Here is a 15,632-nt window from a genome sequence, read left to right on the forward strand (position 1 = left end):
AGTTGGTTACGAAACTATGTTAACAATTCGAGTTGTGCGAGAAACTCAAAAGCCACCGAAGATTCGGTGGCTTTTGAGTTTAGTGAATAGTGTTATTGATTAGTTTGTGTTGCGGGCTTGAATACCACCGCTGCTTTGTCGATCTTCGCACTGCGTTTTAATGCATACCCGACAGCAAACACCGCCGCGGCACAGGCCAGGAACAATAAGCGGCCCCACATTGGGTTCGGAATAAGCATCATTGCAGACAAGCCAATTGCCATATAGATGGTCAGGTCGCCCAGCTTGTTACGCTGCATGCGGTCAACGATGTCCTGCGCGTCGTCTTCAACACACTCGGTTTCCACATCTTTAAAGAACGCATTAGTCGCTTCGACGTTTGTATCTGCTTGCGGCTTATAGAACAGCGCGCTGAGGCAGAAGAAGCCACCGGTCAGCACCAGATGTGCAACGATTGGAATGATAGTTTTCAGTTCGCTAACTTCACGGCCAGTCAGTTTCTCAACACCGAACCAGGACATTACATACTGTGGCGTGAACACATCAACCACCATCCAGGATACGCCCAGGCCGAAGATTACGGTTGCCCATGGAGCCCAGGAAGGGGTTCTGCGAATCAGCATACCGAAGAACAATGGAACCAGAATCGGTGATTGCAGCAGTGTTGCCACTTGCATCATCAGGTCGAACAGGCTGAGGTGCTTGAGGGAGTTAAAGAACTGCGCCATAAAGATAACCAGCAAGCCGTTAACCAGGCAGGCAACTTGACCCGCACGCAGTTGCTCTTTATCTGTTGCTTTACCTTTACGCACAATCGTTGCGTAGAAGCTACGGACGAAGATACCGGAGTTACGGTTCAGCGCGGAGTCCATTGAAGACATGGTTGCAGCAAACAGGCCTGCCATCAGCAGCCCTACAGTACCCAATGGCATGGCTTCACGAGCGAACACCAGGTAAACCGCATCACGCGCTTTAGCGCCCAGCTCTGGATATTGTGCACCGGCATTCGGGTACAAAATCGCCGTTGCCCATGGTGGGATGAACCAAATCACCGCGCCAACCAGCATCATCAGCAGCGCCATCAGAGCGGCTTTGCTGGCGTTTTTGGAGTCTTTAGCATTCAGGAAACGGTAGGATTCCTGCATGTTGTTGATACTTTGCAACTGCTTCACAACGAAGAACAGGAAGGTGCCAACCATCAGTAACGGGTAGTTCATGTCCGGGCCAGTAAAGAAGCCAGACGGGAACTCAGTCACGATATTTGCCGGGCCGCCGACTGCCCATAGGGCAACCACCGCACAAGCTACGGAGATAACTGCAATAACCAGCGTCTGAATAAAGTCAGATGCCACCACGCCCCATGCGCCGCTCAGCATTGAAATGGCCAGAACCGCAAGGCCGGTAATCCAGATAGTAGTGATGATGTCAGCGTTAAATACAGCAGAGGCGAACACGCCAAGGCCATTTAGCCATACACCAGCGTTAATCACGCTGAGCGGGATAATCACCCAGGTAAAGAACTGCTCGTTGACCGGACCAAAACGGCGACGTACCGCTTCAGTTGGCGTATCAACACGCATTTGACGGAAGCGACGCGCGAAGTAAGCCCACGCCAGAAGATAAGCAAACATGTTGCCGATAAATACCGCAAGAACTGCGAAGCCATCGGTAAAGGCTTTACCAGCTGCCCCGGTGAAGGTCCAGGCAGAGAACTGCGTCATAAACGCGGTTGCCCCAACCATCCACCACAACATCTTGCCGCCTCCGCGGAAGTAGTCGCTGGTACTGTTATTGGCCATTTTTTTGAACAGTAGGCTAATGGCTACCATTAATAAGAAATAACCCGCTATTACAATGTAATCGTAAGACATTGTAGTTCCCTATGAGTTAGTTTGAATTGGAAAGATTAAAACACGCGAATCACATAACTTGAAATATCGTTTCAGTATTTATTTTAAATAGCAGATAACGATCATGTTTTTGAATTTTTTGTCGTTATGAAAATGAGGTTTTGCCGAGTGATTATTTTTATATTGTTTATTTTTTACGCTAACTCATTGAAATTTTGTTAAGAGAAAATAAAATCTTCGGAATTATCGAGTTGTTACTCAGGGTGAGTGATGTCTATTTCTCTAATTTCTCCTGCACCAAAATATGGCATGAAAATTTTGGAGTCGGTTAAATATAAAAATTACTTATAAATATAAGTAACGTAAAAATTGGGAATTCTCCTCTGTCAGGGTTCTGGCATTTTTTTTATCGTCCATAAACTCTATTTTCATGAGATGGGCTTATGAATCGATATTCCACCTTAGTGCTACTCAGCACCCTGACCATGACAACTCTTGCCCACGCCGATGCGTTGGATGGCCTGTTTGATAACTCCATTGTGGGGTCTATTTCGCAGGCGATTAACGACGCCTACAAACCGAGTGACAGCCGTAATGACGACAACGACGACCGCCGTTGGGACGAAAGCCAGCGTCGAGATGATGACGATCGCCGCCAGTATGAAGACCGGCACCGTCAGTTAGAAGACCGTCGACGCCAGCTTGACGACCAGCAACGCCAGTTGGATCAACAACGCCGGCAACTTGAAGAAGACGAGCGCCGTTTGGATGATGATTTTCGGTAAGTTTTGCATTCTGCGAGCCGGGTTCTGGAATGACTGTTAACCGGAAGTATTTCGATTTTGTTGTGTTAGGTTGTGATAATTATTGGTGGATGTCGCAATGCTAATCCCACCACATGTCGGATTAGCGCAGCGACATCCGATATGAAACAAGGATGCTTCAATGTCGAGTTACCGTCGTATGCGTGTTTCTGGTGGAACATGGTTCTTCACCGTAAATCTGCAAAACCGGCAGGCTGACTTGCTCACCAGGTATATTGCTGAGTTAAGACAATCCATTCTAAAAGTGAAACAACGTCATCCATTCGAGATAAATGCCTGGGTGGTTTTACCCGATCATATGCATTGCATCTGGACACTTCCTCCTAATGAAAGCGATTTCCCACAGCGCTGGCAGGAGATTAAAAAGACATTCACTTCATCTCTGGCTGTGCGGCGAGGCACCGTCTGGCAAAAACGTTTTTGGGAGCATTGCATCAGGGACGAGCGCGATTACACAACGCATGTCGATTACGTTTACATCAACCCGGTTAAACACGGGCGGGTGAATAAGGTTTGCGAATGGCCATATTCTTCTTTTCACCGCGATGTAAGAAAAGGACTTTATCCGGTGGATTGGGCAGGCGTGGTGGGAGATTTAAATGTTGGTGAACGAAGGTTTTTTCGCGATTGATACAGTGGTGGATGTCGCTGCGCTAATCCCCCCTACGAAAGAGCGTGGTTTTGTAGGTCGGATTAGCGCAGCGACATCCGACATTAAACACGCGGAACTAAACGCTATTCCACCCGAATAACCATCCCGTCAAACCCGGCCTCAAACCCTTTGGGGAGTTCATTCTCCATCAGCCAACAATCAAACTGGTGGCTGATATGTGTGAGAACAACGCGCGGGCAGTCAATCTGTTTATTAAGCTCGATAACGGTATTCAAATCGCAATGGTTTTTTGGCGTTTCGGGACGCGGTTCATGGCTGCAATCAATCACGATGACATCAGGTTTATTATTTGCCAGAAACTTCAGCGTTTTCTCAGGCAACCCGGCGGTGTCGCTGAGCCATGCCACACGACTGTGCGGGGTTTCAAAAAAATAGCCCAGCGTCAATTTTGAATGGTTGAGCGGTAAGGGAGTTACACGCAGCGCCTGCAAGGTAAACCAGACGAAGGGTTCAAGCGTGTGACTGAAATCGAGAATGCCGGGGTGTTTAAACAGATCGTCGCAGCCCTGCTCATCGGCCGGACCGTAAACGGGGATTTTATCGCCCACACCCCAGCGCAGTGGGAATAAACCCTGCACGTGGTCCATATGGTAATGGGTGAGCAAAAACTGCTTAAATTCCCCGGGCTGCCAGAGGTCCATTAAATCGGGAATACCCGCATCCAGCAGCGTCACTGCATCGTTGAACTTCACCACGGCGCTACAGGGTTTACGGCGGTGTTGCGGATTATTGCGAGCTCGATCGCAGGCGGCACAGAAACAGCCAAAGGCGGGCACTAGCTGTGCGCCGCCGGTTCCGCTAAGGGTTAACGTCAGAGTCACTCAAACTCTCCATCGGCTTAGTAAACCGGAAATGAGTCTTTTGATAACCCTCACGCTCATAAAAACGGTGGGCGTCATATCGTTTGGTGCTGGTGGAAAGCTCGGTCAACTCAGCGCCAGCGAGCCGGGCATATTCTTCGGCCCAGCTCAGCAACTTGCTGCCCACACCAAAACCACGCGCTTGCGGCATCACCACCAGTTCCTGAATTTCACCTACCCAGTTCACATGGTGCAGATGAAACTGCATATGCAAACCAATCATGCCCACTACCTCGCCGTTAATCAGTGCCAATTGGTAGCATAAGTTGTTGTCCTGAAGGTTTGCCGCATATCCAACGTTAAATGCCTGGCGGTCAAATTCCGCCTGTTTCAATTCGCAAATCAAACCATAAACGGTATTGCTGTCAGCAAGTGTGGCGGGGCGCAGTGCAACGGTTCCAGACATTACGCGGTTCCTTGTGAATTTTTGGTGGATGTCGCTACGCTAATCCACCCTACAACGGCGTTTCGTAGGTCGGATTAGCGTAGCGACATCCGACATTAGCGCTTAAGCGTAAGACGTATAAACGACGAGACAGACTCATCAAGACTACCGTCGTTATTGAGTATCATGCAATCGTCCAAATCTGGCGCATAGAATGCCGCACGTTGCAGGCGTTGTTCGATTTGCTGCGCGGTTTCACGCCCGCGCGCCTCAAGGCGCTTACGCAAAACATCGCTCGAAACATGCAGACAAATTGGCACCAGCGCTTCGGCGTAACGCGCACGAGCCTGCGCCAGATGCTGGCGCGAGCCGTTCACCACCACGTCGAACCCGGAATCAAGCCAGATATCCAGCTCGATGCCCACGCCATAACTTTGGTGATGCGCCTGCCAGCACAGGGCGAATAGCCCCTGTTGCTGGCGTTGAGCGAACTCCTTTTCACTCAAAGCGATATGGTTTTCACACCCGGCGTCGGCGGCGCGGGTAATGTAGCGGTGCGCCACCAGTAGTTGATTATTCTCCTGCTGGCGCAGTGCCGTCAGCAGGCTGTCTTTCCCGGAGCCTGACGGCCCCATCAACCAGACTATTTTGCTCATCAGAACACCCGTATTCCCTGACGCCAGACATGGCCGACGTGGACATGGTCACCGTGAAGATGCGCCAGCACCATATCGGCACGCTTGCCTTCTGCGAGCACGCCTCGGTCATCGAGATTCAATGCTTTGGCTGGGTTGCGTGTCACCAGCGCCACCGCTTGTGGCAGGGTGAAACTGTTCGACTCGTCCTGGGCGACGCGGAACGCAGCGTCCAGCAAACTCGCTGGGTAGTAGTCGGACGAGAGAATATCGAGCAGGCCAACTTGTGCGAGTTCATGCGCCGCCACATTGCCGGAATGCGAGCCACCGCGCACGATATTCGGCGCGCCCATCAGCACGCTTAAACCATGCTGGCGTGAGGCTTGCGCGGCTTCAAGCGTAGTCGGGAATTCAGCGATTACGCTACCCAACTCGTGTGATTCCACCACGTGCGCCGCAGTCGCGTCATCATGGCTGGCGAGCGCGATATTGCGCGCGCGGCATTCAGCGGCAATCGCCAGGCGATTGGGCTGTGACCAGCGCTCAGCAAGGGCCAGTTGCTCGGCTTCATAGCTGTTCATATCCGCATCGTTAAGCGAATATTTGCCCTGGTAATATTCACGATACTTCACCAGATTGGAGAACTGGCGCTGGCCTGGTGAGTGGTCCATCAACGACACCAGCGACACGCCGCTGCGTTCGATCAACTGCTGGAATAGTGGCAGTGTGGTGTGATGTGGCAGTTCGCAGCGCAGGTGCAGGCGGTGCTCGGCACGGTTTACGCCACGCGCCTGGCTGTCCATCACCGCGTTAATCATTTTTTCGAGATTTTCCAGGCGGTCACCGCCGTCACGCACATCGCCGAGTGCTACGGCGTCCAGCACGGTGGTTATGCCGCTTGCTACCATTAATGCATCGTGGCTGCTCATCGCGGAATGCGCGGGCCAGTCCACTTTCGGGCGTGGGGTAAAGAATTTGTCGAGGTTGTCGGTATGCAGCTCGATAAGCCCCGGCAGCAACCAACCACCTGCGCCATCGTGCGCTTGTGGCAACTGGCTTTGGCTATCGGCAAAATTACGAATCACCCCATCGGCCACTTCCAGTGAACCACTCACCACTTCATTTTCCAGCACCAGTTTGACGTTATTAATGATCATTTTTTGCCTCGACTGTCGCCATAGAATGCAGCCTGTCTGCTACCTGATTGCGTACCGCTTCATCGTGGAAGATCCCAACCACAGCGGCACCGCGTGCTTTGGCTTCCAGAATCAAATCCACCACTGCCGCACTGTTTTTTGCATCCAGCGAGGCGGTCGGTTCATCAAGCAGCAAAATCGGATAATCGACGATAAAGCCGCGGGCGATGTTTACGCGCTGTTGCTCGCCACCGGAAAAAGTCGAAGGTGCCAGGTTCCACAGGCGTTCCGGCACGTTCAGACGGGTCAGTAACATTGACGCCTTGTCTTCGCAGACATCACGCGACACACCCAAATCGAGCAGCGGCTGCATCACCACCTCTAATGCGGAAATACGCGGGATAACGCGCAAAAACTGGCTTACCCAGCCGATGGTCTGGCGGCGCACCGCTAAAACGTCACGCGCCGGAGCCTGCACAATATCGAGCCACTCGTCGTTATGTTTGACCCAGATATGCCCTTCGTCGGGCAAATAGTTGGCGTACAACGAACGTAACAGTGTCGATTTCCCACTACCGGAATGGCCGTGTAGCACCACGCATTCGCCCGATTCCACTTCCAGTGAGGCATTGGCCAGTACCGGCAAACGGATACCGTGCTGATGGTGTAACACAAAGGTTTTGCTCAGGTTTTCAACCCGTAATCTGGTCATCGTGCGCACCTAATTCTGAAGGACGGAAGAAACAAGCAGTTGGGTATACGGGTGGTGCGGGTCGTCCAGCACGCGGTCAGTCAGGCCGCTTTCCACCACGTGTCCTTGCTTCATGACCAGCAGGCGGTCCGCCAGCAAACGGGCGACGCCCAAATCGTGGGTGACGATCACCACGGCCAGATTCAGTTCGCGCACCAGTCCACGCAGCAGGTCGAGCAAACGCGCCTGCACGGAAACATCCAGCCCGCCGGTTGGCTCATCCATAAACACCAGTTTCGGGTGCGTCACCAGGTTGCGGGCAATTTGCAGGCGCTGCTGCATGCCGCCGGAAAATGTGGTTGGCAGGTCGTCGATACGCGAGGCAGGGATTTCCACCTCTTCTAACCAGCGCTCGGCGGTGGCACGGATATCACCGTAATGGCGCGCGCCGGTTGCCATTAAACGCTCGCCAATGTTGCCGCCCGCAGAAACGTGGCGGCGCAGGCCGTCCATCGCATGTTGATGAACTACGCCCCATTCGGTGCGCAGCAGGCGGCGGCGTTCGCCTTCGCTCATGTCGTACAGCGACGAGTCGAGATAAACCACTTCGCCGTTTTGCGGAGCGAGACGGGCAGAAATCGACTTCAGCAACGTGGTTTTGCCAGAGCCAGATTCGCCAACAATCCCCAGCACTTCGCCAGGATAAAGCTCGAATGACACATCGCTAAAGCCTTTACCGGGTGCATAAAGGTGGGTCAGGTTATTGACGGAAAGTAACGGTCGAGTCATTTGGTCGCAGCCTCGCTGTTCTGGCGGCAGAAATCGGTATCGGAGCAGACGAACATGCGGCTGCCCGCATCGTCGAGCACCACTTCGTCGAGGTAGCTGTGGTGCGAGCCGCAAATCGCGCACGGTTCTTCCCACTCCTGGACGGTAAACGGATGGTCATCAAAATCGAGACTTTCGACGCGGGTATACGGCGGCACCGCGTAAATGCGTTTTTCACGCCCGGCACCGAACAGTTGCAGCGCGGGCATCATGTCCATTTTCGGGTTGTCGAATTTCGGAATCGGCGACGGGTCCATCACGTAGCGCTCGTTCACTTTCACCGGGTAGGCGTAAGTGGTGGCGATGTGGCCAAAACGGGCGATGTCTTCGTACAGTTTCACCTGCATCACGCCGTATTCTTCAAGCGCGTGCATGGTGCGGGTTTCGGTTTCGCGTGGTTCGATAAAACGCAGCGGCTCAGGAATCGGTACCTGGAAAATCAAAATCTGGTCTTCGGTGAGCGGCGTTTCCGGAATGCGGTGGCGCGTCTGAATTAGCGTTGCGTCGGCGGTGGATTCCGTGGTTGCCACGTTAGTCACACGCTTGAAGAAGTTGCGAATCGACACGGCGTTGGTGGTGTCGTCTGCGCCCTGGTCAATCACCTTCAGCACGTCGTTTTCGCCAATCACGCTGGCGGTGATCTGAATGCCGCCTGTGCCCCAGCCATATGGCATCGGCATTTCACGGCCGCCAAACGGCACCTGATAACCCGGAATGGCGACCGCTTTCAGAATGGCGCGACGCAGGGTGCGCTTGGTTTGTTCATCCAGATAAGCAAAGTTGTAGCCGGAGAGTGCCTTAGTCACGATTACGTTCCTTTTGCAGACGTTTAAGCAGTTCCAGTTCGGCCTGGAAATCGACGTAGTGCGGCAGTTTCAGGTGTGAGACAAACCCGGCTGCTTCGACGTTATCAGCGTGGGCCAGTACGAACTCTTCGTCCTGTGCCGGGCCTGCTACTGTTTCGTCGTAGTCCGGGGCTTGCAGTGCACGGTCAACCAGCGCCATCGCCATCGCTTTGCGTTCGCTCATGCCGAACACCAGCCCGTAGCCACGCGTGAAGTGCGGGTCTTCATCAGCAGGGGCCACAAAGCCGTTAACCATTTCGCACTCGGTTAGCAGTAGTTCGCCGATATTGACTGCAAAACCCAGCTCTTCCGGCACAATTTCCAGATCGATATAGCCACTGCGAATTTCTGCCGCGAACGGGTGATTGCGCCCGTAACCACGCTGTGTGGAGTAGGCGAGTGCCAGTAAATAGCCTTCGTCACCGCGCACCAGTTGTTGCAGGCGCGAGGAGCGTGAACATGGGTAAACCGGCGGCTGGCGGGTAATGTCGTCAGGCTTTTCGCCGTTATCTTCTTCCGCTTTTGCCAGCCCCTGATTTGCCAGCAGACTGAACACGTGCGGAGCGGGTTCGCTGTGCTCGTCAGCCGTTTTAAGCGTTGGCGTTTCGCCGTTGGCAAGTAGGGTGAAATCCAGCAGGCGATGGGTGTAATCGTAAGTCGGGCCAAGTAACTGGCCGCCCGGCACATCTTTATAAACCGCCGAAATACGGCGCTCGATACGCATCTGGGCAGTATTCATCGGTTCACTCACCGCCAGGCGCGGCAGCGTGGTGCGGTAAGCGCGCAGCAGGAAGATGGCTTCAACCATGTCTCCGCTGGCCTGCTTGATGGCGAGTGCCGCCAGTTCGCGGTCGGCAATGCCGCCTTCAGTCATCACGCGATCAACGGCCAGCCCTAGCTGCTGCTCGATTTGTGCCACATCCAGTTCCGCGAGATTTTGGTCACCACGGCGGTTGTGTTCCTGAAGTTGATGGGCGGCGGCTATCGCCTTCTCGCCCCCTTTGACGGCGACGTACATCAGCACACCTCCACATGAGTGGTGCGAGGGATCGCCAACAGGCGCTCGCCACAGGTCAGAATCAGGTCGATGCCCAACGGGAACGGGTGCGGGCGCTCGGTGAGTTCATGAATGACACAATCAGGCAGTTGTGGAGCAATCATGCGTTCTTCACGAATGCCCGCGCCGGTTAAGCGCAGCATGCGACCGCCACTCAGGCTCGGTACCTGTAAAATCAGTGTCGCGCTGGTGTCGGGGGCGACGTCTGTTCCCTGCGCCAGTGCGTTGAGCTGGTCGGCGGTAATCGCGCTGTCGGCAACGGCAAACTGCGCGTGCTCAGGCGTCAAGGAAATTGAAGAATTTGTATGGAATCGGACATTTTGCAGCGCCACATCGTTAGTCAGCGCGTCACTAATCCACACCGGCGTGTCGTTATCGGCCAGCGTCAGCAGCACGCTGGTGGAGGCGATATTCAGTGGTTTCCAGCCATGTTGCAGTGAATGGAGAGCCACGATAACGCCCGGCTCGCTCATCGCTTTGAGCAGGCGACGGAAGCTCTGTTGTGCATCCTGCACGGGCAGGTTAAAAGCGGTCATCAGGGTCATGCGTTATCTCCGCGAACCAGAGTGAAGAAGTCGACTCGGCTGCTGTTAATTTGGGTGCGACGGGCGGCCAGGCGTTGTTCACGGTTGGCGGCCAGTGGAGCAATTAAGGTTTCTTGCAATGTCCGGAACTGAACTTGTTCCTGCATCAGCGCATCGATCACGGCACAGCGTTCGGCGTGGGCTTTATCGCGCCCTGATATGTAGCTGTAGCCGTAAGTCCCGTTGGCGAGTTGTACGACCGCACGGGTCAGCGTGGCGTCACCGGCAAAAAAACGTTGCCCGGTGGCGCCCATTCGCGCCTGAATTTGTACCAGGCCTGTTTCTGGCTGGCGTATTACCTGATATTCGGGATTGAGTTTTTGTTCTGCCCAAAGTGCTGCCAGTTCTTGAGGCAGGCTGTGGGCGAGCACGGCCATCCACTGCTGGCGCTGTGCTGTATCAAAATGCGTTGCGTCCATTTAGTGCTCCATGGTGAATTCAATCATGTCGGCGCGGGTCAAACTGACGGAGTATTCCGCAGGCGAGGCGTCACCTTCATGGTGGTTGAGAGTGCGCACACACAGCAGCGGAGACATATTCGGGATCTCCAGCAGGCGACTTTCTTTGGCCTGAGCACGGCGTGCGCTGATGCGTGTTTGGGTGCGTGTGAGGTTGATACCGAGTTGGGTTTGAATCACGTCGTGCAGCGAACCGCTGGTGAACTGTTGCAGCGTGGGCCACCAGGCAAGTTCCGCAAAGTAATGGTCGATAAGGCACACCGCGATACCGTTAACGCGGCGCAGTGTGCGCAGGTGAATAATGTTCTCGCCTTCGGTGACGCCCAGCGCGTCTGCCACACTATTTGAGGCCGGGCGCAGCACCGCGAGTAAGCGCTCGCTGGTGGGGTGGCTTCCCTGGTCTAGCAGGTTCTGACTAAAGCGTGCCTGTGCATTTAACGGGTAGTCGAACGGGCGCATCAGCACCAGCACACCAATTCCCTGGCGGCGCTGCACCCAGCCTTTCTCTACCAGTTGATCAATGGCACGGCGTAGCGTGTGGCGATTCACTTCGTAGCGCGCGGCCAGTTGGCTTTCGGCTGGCAGATAGTCGCCACCGCGGTAGTGGTTACGCAGCTCCACTTCAAGCAGGGCGGCAATTTCCTGGTAACGCGTCGGGTAACTGGTCGGATGTCTGGATAAGTGAATTTTCAACAAAGCCTCGTTAAATGAAATGCTTACGTAACCGTTGCGACATAAAGTCCAGCAGACTTACTGTGACGATGATGATGACCATCAGCGCGCAGGTTTGCTGGAACTGGAATCCACGAATCGCTTCCCAAAGCGTTACGCCAATCCCGCCTGCACCTACCATGCCAACCACCGTTGCTGAACGGACGTTCGATTCAAAGCGGTAAAGCGAGTAGGAGATAAGCAGTGGCATCACTTGTGGCAGCACGCCGTAGAGAATTTCTTCAAGCTTGTTAGCGCCGGTTGCACGAATGCCTTCCACCGGACCGGGTTCAATGGCTTCAACCGCTTCAGAAAGCAGTTTGGAAAGTACGCCAGTGGTGTGGATGAACAGCGCCAGCACACCGGCGAATGGGCCCAGACCAACGGCGACCACGAACAACATCGCAAAGACCATTTCGTTGATGGCGCGGCAGGCGTCCATCAGGCGGCGCATTGGTTGGTAAACCCACCATGGCACCAGGTTGTCGGCACACATCAGGCCACAAGGAATGGACAGTACGATGGCAAGGGCAGTGCCCCAGACGGCGATTTGCAAAGTGATAGACATTTCACCCAGATAGTCGCGCCACTGGCTGAAATCCGGCGGGAAAAAGTCGGCTGCAAAGGTGGCCATGTTGCCGGAATCTTTAATCAAGGTGAGCGGGGCCATTTCCGCGCCTTGCCAGGAGGCAACGAGTACCGCTAACAAAATCGCCCAGCTTAGTAGCGAGAACCAGCTACGTTTTGGTGCGGCGACTTGAATGGTTTGTTGCATGGGGTGCTCCGTGTTTGGGGCTTTAACCCTCTCCCTCAGGGAGAGGGTTAGGGTTTTTTTTACTGAACCGCTTTATTCACGTTGCTCATGGCAGACAGTGCCGCAGTCAAACGATCCAGATCGCTAAGTTGGTTCTGCAACTCGCTGACTTTGATTGTTTTATCTTTGTCATCCATGCCTTTGTTGTCCTTCACGCCCTGCATTTGTTTAAACAGAGCTAGCTGGCGAATCGGCACCAGTTGCAGGTCGCTGGACGGACGGAATGGAGCCCAGCCGAGACGGGTCAGGACGTCTTTCTCTTCCGGTGTTTTTCCGTAAGTCATAAAGAAGTCGTAGATCTTGTCTTTGGTGGTTTCAGACAGGTTTTTACGCCATGCGATTGGGTCGCCTGGGATCAGTGGAGATTTCCAGATGACTTTCAGTTGTTTAAGTTTTTCCGGTGCGGAAGTTTTCAGTTTTTCGAGGTTTTCGGTGTTGTTGGTTGCTACATCGACTTGCTTGTTAGCCACTGCCAGGGCGTTGGTTTCATGGCTGGCATTCACGGAGCGTTTAAACTCGCTCAACGATGCGTTGTTCTTGGCGAAAACGTAGTATCCCGGGACGAGGTAGCCAGAAGTAGAGTTCGGGTCACCGTTGCCGAAAGTCAGCTCTTTACGTTTTGCCAGCATGTCTTGCAGGTTGTTGATTGGGCTGTCTTTGTTAACAATCAGCACGCTCCAGTAACCCGGGCTGCCATCTGCCGCTACCGTTTGAGCAAATACCTGGCCGTTAGCGCGGTCTACTGCTTCCATAGCCGAAAGGTTGCCGTACCATGCGATATCCACTTTGTTAAAGCGCATCCCCTGGATAATCCCTGCGTAATCCGGTGCGAAGAAAGCATTCACTTTCATGCCCAGTTTCTTCTCCATATCCTTCAGGAACGGGTCCCACTGCGGTTTCAGGTTTTGTTGTGATTCAGTCGAGATGATGCCGAAGTTCAGGGACTTTTCTTGTTCATCCGCATGGGCGGTGCTGAACAGAGTGCTGACGCTTAGCAGGCTGGTAAAGGCGAGGGCGGCAACTTTTTTGTAGCTCATGGCTGACTGTTCCTTGAAAGAGATAACAAAGTTGTTAAGCAGCAACCGCATCAACGCGATTCATGCTGCGGTAAAGATTGCCCAGACGTTCGTTGTCGAACTCAGAGCTGCTTCCGTCGTAAAACACATGACCCTGACGCAGAGCGACAATGCGTTCGCAATAGCGCAGGGCGTAGTCCACCTGATGCAGCGTCACCACTACGGTGATGCCATCCAGGCGGTTAATGTCATGCAGCGTTTCCATCACGATGCGGGCTGATTCCGGGTCGAGTGAGGCAATGGGCTCATCGGCGAGAATCACTTTTGCTTGCTGCATCAGCGCACGGGCAATCGCCACGCGCTGTTGTTGCCCACCGGACAGGGTGGACACGCGCTGATACGCAAATTGCGTCATGCCGACGCGGGTCAGCGCCTGCAACGCACGTTGATGTTGTTCGCGGGTAAACCAGTTAAAACAGGTACGCCAGAACGGCGTGGAACCCAGTGCGCCAATCAGTACGTTTTCCAGTACCGTCAGGCGGTTCACCAGGTTGAACTGTTGGAAGATATAGCCGGTGTGAGCACGACTCTTGCGGATGTCGCCTGCCAGACGGCCCGCTTTTTGGACGGTGCGGCCAAGCAACTCAACATGGCAATCAGGTGATTTATCAGAAGTAATCAGACCGCTCAGGTGGCGTAAGAGGGTGGATTTGCCTGAACCAGAAGGCCCCAGCAGAGCGACCATCTCACCTTCATTAACTTCCAAATCAACAGCATTTAATGCCTGATGCTGGTTGAAGGTTTTGCTCAATTTGTTGACGCGAATAATTGTTTGCATCATTCAGGCTCCTTAAAAAGTTGCCTCATGGTGCCGATGAAATGTGACGATTTTGTTAAGGATAAGTTTCGATATGATGAAGAGTGAGTTCCAGCCTGGAAGTCATCAGGCTAATCAGCTATTTGTCGTATTGTTTCACGCTTCGTTTTTGTCTTTGCTTACAGGTACCCTTTGGTGTTGGGAAAGCAGCGATGAGCAAAAACATTATTTTTTGTGCCGATGGCACATGGACCGCTCCCGGTGTAGAAAATCAAGCGGATGACGAAGCCGCAGCGAGTAACGTTTATCAATTGTTTGTTGATCTGAAAGGGAATGTTGATAAGCAGAGTTTGTTGTTAGCCAATGAGCAAGAAAAGATCCTTACCAATAGCAGTGGCGGGATCGTACAAGTTGCCAAGTACATTTATGGTATGGGCGATCCGCATAATGGTCTGGTGAAACGCCTCGGTGGCGCGTTTGGTGCCGAGTTGATCGTGCCGATCATTCGCGGATATAGCTTTATTAGTCGGCACTGGCAGGCGGGCGATCGTATCTATCTGGTGGGTTTTAGCCACGGTGCTTATACCGCGCGAGTGCTGGCGCAGATGATCATCGACCGTGGTTTATTAAATCGTGAAAAGCTGAATTTAAACGCTCGCAATAAAGATGAAGCGTGGCGTTTTGCTTCATCCGTATGGGCACAATATCTTGCTCATACTCCGGATATGAGCCCCAGCCTTTTGGGAAGTGTGGTGCGTGAGTTGCCGGGATTTTTCTGTGACAGTGTGGACCCAACCTGCATTTCGCGCCCGATGTCTATAGAAGCGGTTGCCGTGTGGGAAACCGTTGGGCAGATGGGGATTCCTAAGTATTTCAATGATAAGCGCTACAACGTTTTTCGTTTTAACAATACAGAGCTGCATTCACGGGTCAAATACGGGCTTCAGGCCATCGCCATTGATGAGCAGCGTCTCGATTTAGCGCCAGTGCTGTGGGATAACCGCGATCGTATTTTGCAGGTGATGTTTCCCGGTATTCATCATGATGTTGGTGGGGGCTATATTGGTACGGACGAAGACCGCAGCTTGTCGAATGGCGCGTACCTTTGGATGCATGATGCACTCGACGATTTGGGCGTTAATCTGGCACCCAGTGAAGTGGTGGCTGACCCACTTGGGCCGCTGCATTGTGACTGGTATCCGCCCACACGTTATCTGCGCATTATGCCCCGGCAACTCCCGCCGCCGGTTACCTCATCAACGATGGTCCACCAGTCGGTGATCGAGCGTCTTAGTTGTGGCACAACGCTACTTCAACAGTCGGCACTCAATGGTGAATGGCTGAACGGGTCATATAGTCCGCAGCCTTTGCAGGATTATTTACGCGGCGAGGGTGCAATTCCCATTAACTGGGCGATTGCACGTTAGTTAACTATTGGGAAACTACCG

At 53.4% G+C, this 15,632-nt stretch carries 18 protein-coding genes; 3 read left to right on the top strand and 15 right to left on the bottom strand.

Going from position 1 to position 15,632, the window contains the following annotated elements:
• Positions 1–92 precede the first annotated feature (92 nt).
• Positions 93–1,871 (bottom strand): sodium:solute symporter family protein, encoded by a 1,779-nt coding sequence (locus EDF88_RS17650; RefSeq protein WP_134186151.1) that lies wholly within the window; start codon positions 1,869–1,871, stop codon positions 93–95.
• A gap of 422 nt (positions 1,872–2,293) precedes the next feature.
• Between EDF88_RS17650 and yjdP the strand changes: the two genes are divergently transcribed.
• On the top strand, positions 2,294–2,635 hold the full coding sequence (gene yjdP, locus EDF88_RS17655) for a DDRRRQL repeat protein YjdP (RefSeq protein ID WP_064515453.1): 342 nt from the start codon (positions 2,294–2,296) through the stop codon (positions 2,633–2,635).
• Positions 2,636–2,795: 160 nt separating this feature from the next.
• Positions 2,796–3,305, top strand: coding sequence for a transposase (locus EDF88_RS17660; RefSeq protein WP_064515455.1), 510 nt, complete (start codon positions 2,796–2,798; stop codon positions 3,303–3,305).
• A 104-nt stretch (positions 3,306–3,409) separates the two neighbouring features.
• Here EDF88_RS17660 and phnP read toward each other — a convergent pair whose 3' ends face one another.
• The 14 genes from phnP to phnC form a co-directional block, all read right to left on the bottom strand.
• Positions 3,410–4,168 (bottom strand): phosphonate metabolism protein PhnP, encoded by a 759-nt coding sequence (phnP, locus tag EDF88_RS17665; protein WP_134186153.1) that lies wholly within the window; start codon positions 4,166–4,168, stop codon positions 3,410–3,412.
• Complete coding sequence (phnO, locus tag EDF88_RS17670) at positions 4,146–4,613, bottom strand: aminoalkylphosphonate N-acetyltransferase (RefSeq protein WP_134186155.1); 468 nt, start codon at positions 4,611–4,613, stop codon at positions 4,146–4,148. Before phnO ends, phnP begins: the two co-directional genes overlap by 23 nt.
• A gap of 95 nt (positions 4,614–4,708) precedes the next feature.
• On the bottom strand, positions 4,709–5,251 hold the full coding sequence (gene phnN / locus EDF88_RS17675; protein WP_243839637.1) for a ribose 1,5-bisphosphokinase: 543 nt from the start codon (positions 5,249–5,251) through the stop codon (positions 4,709–4,711).
• Positions 5,248–6,384: an alpha-D-ribose 1-methylphosphonate 5-triphosphate diphosphatase gene (phnM, locus tag EDF88_RS17680; RefSeq protein ID WP_134186159.1), complete on the bottom strand. Its 1,137-nt coding sequence runs from the start codon at positions 6,382–6,384 to the stop codon at positions 5,248–5,250. Before phnM ends, phnN begins: the two co-directional genes overlap by 4 nt.
• On the bottom strand, positions 6,374–7,075 hold the full coding sequence (gene phnL / locus EDF88_RS17685; protein ID WP_064515465.1) for a phosphonate C-P lyase system protein PhnL: 702 nt from the start codon (positions 7,073–7,075) through the stop codon (positions 6,374–6,376). The genes phnM and phnL overlap by 11 nt, the downstream gene beginning before the upstream one ends.
• Before the next feature lie 9 nt (positions 7,076–7,084).
• Positions 7,085–7,843, bottom strand: coding sequence for a phosphonate C-P lyase system protein PhnK (phnK, locus tag EDF88_RS17690; RefSeq protein WP_064561758.1), 759 nt, complete (start codon positions 7,841–7,843; stop codon positions 7,085–7,087).
• A complete protein-coding gene (locus EDF88_RS17695; RefSeq protein ID WP_134186161.1) occupies positions 7,840–8,688 on the bottom strand; it encodes an alpha-D-ribose 1-methylphosphonate 5-phosphate C-P-lyase PhnJ in 849 nt (282 codons plus the stop codon). Before EDF88_RS17695 ends, phnK begins: the two co-directional genes overlap by 4 nt.
• Positions 8,681–9,745: a carbon-phosphorus lyase complex subunit PhnI gene (locus EDF88_RS17700; protein WP_064515471.1), complete on the bottom strand. Its 1,065-nt coding sequence runs from the start codon at positions 9,743–9,745 to the stop codon at positions 8,681–8,683. Before EDF88_RS17700 ends, EDF88_RS17695 begins: the two co-directional genes overlap by 8 nt.
• Positions 9,745–10,329, bottom strand: a complete 585-nt coding sequence (gene phnH / locus EDF88_RS17705; protein WP_064515474.1) for a phosphonate C-P lyase system protein PhnH — start codon at positions 10,327–10,329, stop codon at positions 9,745–9,747. The genes EDF88_RS17700 and phnH overlap by 1 nt, the downstream gene beginning before the upstream one ends.
• Complete coding sequence (gene phnG, locus EDF88_RS17710) at positions 10,326–10,787, bottom strand: phosphonate C-P lyase system protein PhnG (protein ID WP_064515476.1); 462 nt, start codon at positions 10,785–10,787, stop codon at positions 10,326–10,328. Before phnG ends, phnH begins: the two co-directional genes overlap by 4 nt.
• Positions 10,788–11,513, bottom strand: coding sequence for a phosphonate metabolism transcriptional regulator PhnF (phnF, locus tag EDF88_RS17715; protein ID WP_064515479.1), 726 nt, complete (start codon positions 11,511–11,513; stop codon positions 10,788–10,790).
• A 16-nt stretch (positions 11,514–11,529) separates the two neighbouring features.
• On the bottom strand, positions 11,530–12,312 hold the full coding sequence (gene phnE / locus EDF88_RS17720; RefSeq protein WP_083962938.1) for a phosphonate ABC transporter, permease protein PhnE: 783 nt from the start codon (positions 12,310–12,312) through the stop codon (positions 11,530–11,532).
• Positions 12,313–12,371: 59 nt separating this feature from the next.
• Positions 12,372–13,388, bottom strand: coding sequence for a phosphonate ABC transporter substrate-binding protein (gene phnD / locus EDF88_RS17725; protein ID WP_134186163.1), 1,017 nt, complete (start codon positions 13,386–13,388; stop codon positions 12,372–12,374).
• A 34-nt stretch (positions 13,389–13,422) separates the two neighbouring features.
• The gene (gene phnC / locus EDF88_RS17730) at positions 13,423–14,205 is read right to left on the bottom strand and encodes a phosphonate ABC transporter ATP-binding protein (protein WP_064515495.1); all 783 of its coding nucleotides are present in this window, start codon (positions 14,203–14,205) and stop codon (positions 13,423–13,425) included.
• Positions 14,206–14,396: 191 nt separating this feature from the next.
• Here phnC and EDF88_RS17735 point away from each other — a divergent pair, with 191 nt between their 5' ends.
• Positions 14,397–15,611 (top strand): DUF2235 domain-containing protein, encoded by a 1,215-nt coding sequence (locus EDF88_RS17735; RefSeq protein ID WP_134186165.1) that lies wholly within the window; start codon positions 14,397–14,399, stop codon positions 15,609–15,611.
• Positions 15,612–15,632 lie beyond the last annotated feature (21 nt).

This window comes from Buttiauxella sp. BIGb0552 (assembly GCF_004366275.1).
Taxonomy (GTDB): Bacteria; Pseudomonadota; Gammaproteobacteria; order Enterobacterales; family Enterobacteriaceae; genus Buttiauxella; species Buttiauxella gaviniae.

Coding starts and splice junctions, on each gene's coding strand:
- EDF88_RS17735 (WP_134186165.1), top strand. CDS start 14,397: ATGAGCAAAAACATTATTTTTTGTGCCGATGGCACATGGACCGCTCCC.
- phnM (WP_134186159.1), bottom strand. CDS start 6,384: ATGATCATTAATAACGTCAAACTGGTGCTGGAAAATGAAGTGGTGAGT.
- phnL (WP_064515465.1), bottom strand. CDS start 7,075: ATGACCAGATTACGGGTTGAAAACCTGAGCAAAACCTTTGTGTTACAC.
- phnC (WP_064515495.1), bottom strand. CDS start 14,205: ATGCAAACAATTATTCGCGTCAACAAATTGAGCAAAACCTTCAACCAG.
- phnK (WP_064561758.1), bottom strand. CDS start 7,843: ATGACTCGACCGTTACTTTCCGTCAATAACCTGACCCACCTTTATGCA.
- yjdP (WP_064515453.1), top strand. CDS start 2,294: ATGAATCGATATTCCACCTTAGTGCTACTCAGCACCCTGACCATGACA.
- EDF88_RS17650 (WP_134186151.1), bottom strand. CDS start 1,871: ATGTCTTACGATTACATTGTAATAGCGGGTTATTTCTTATTAATGGTA.
- phnE (WP_083962938.1), bottom strand. CDS start 12,312: ATGCAACAAACCATTCAAGTCGCCGCACCAAAACGTAGCTGGTTCTCG.
- phnH (WP_064515474.1), bottom strand. CDS start 10,329: ATGACCCTGATGACCGCTTTTAACCTGCCCGTGCAGGATGCACAACAG.
- phnO (WP_134186155.1), bottom strand. CDS start 4,613: ATGTCTGGAACCGTTGCACTGCGCCCCGCCACACTTGCTGACAGCAAT.
- EDF88_RS17700 (WP_064515471.1), bottom strand. CDS start 9,745: ATGTACGTCGCCGTCAAAGGGGGCGAGAAGGCGATAGCCGCCGCCCAT.
- phnG (WP_064515476.1), bottom strand. CDS start 10,787: ATGGACGCAACGCATTTTGATACAGCACAGCGCCAGCAGTGGATGGCC.
- phnD (WP_134186163.1), bottom strand. CDS start 13,388: ATGAGCTACAAAAAAGTTGCCGCCCTCGCCTTTACCAGCCTGCTAAGC.
- EDF88_RS17660 (WP_064515455.1), top strand. CDS start 2,796: ATGTCGAGTTACCGTCGTATGCGTGTTTCTGGTGGAACATGGTTCTTC.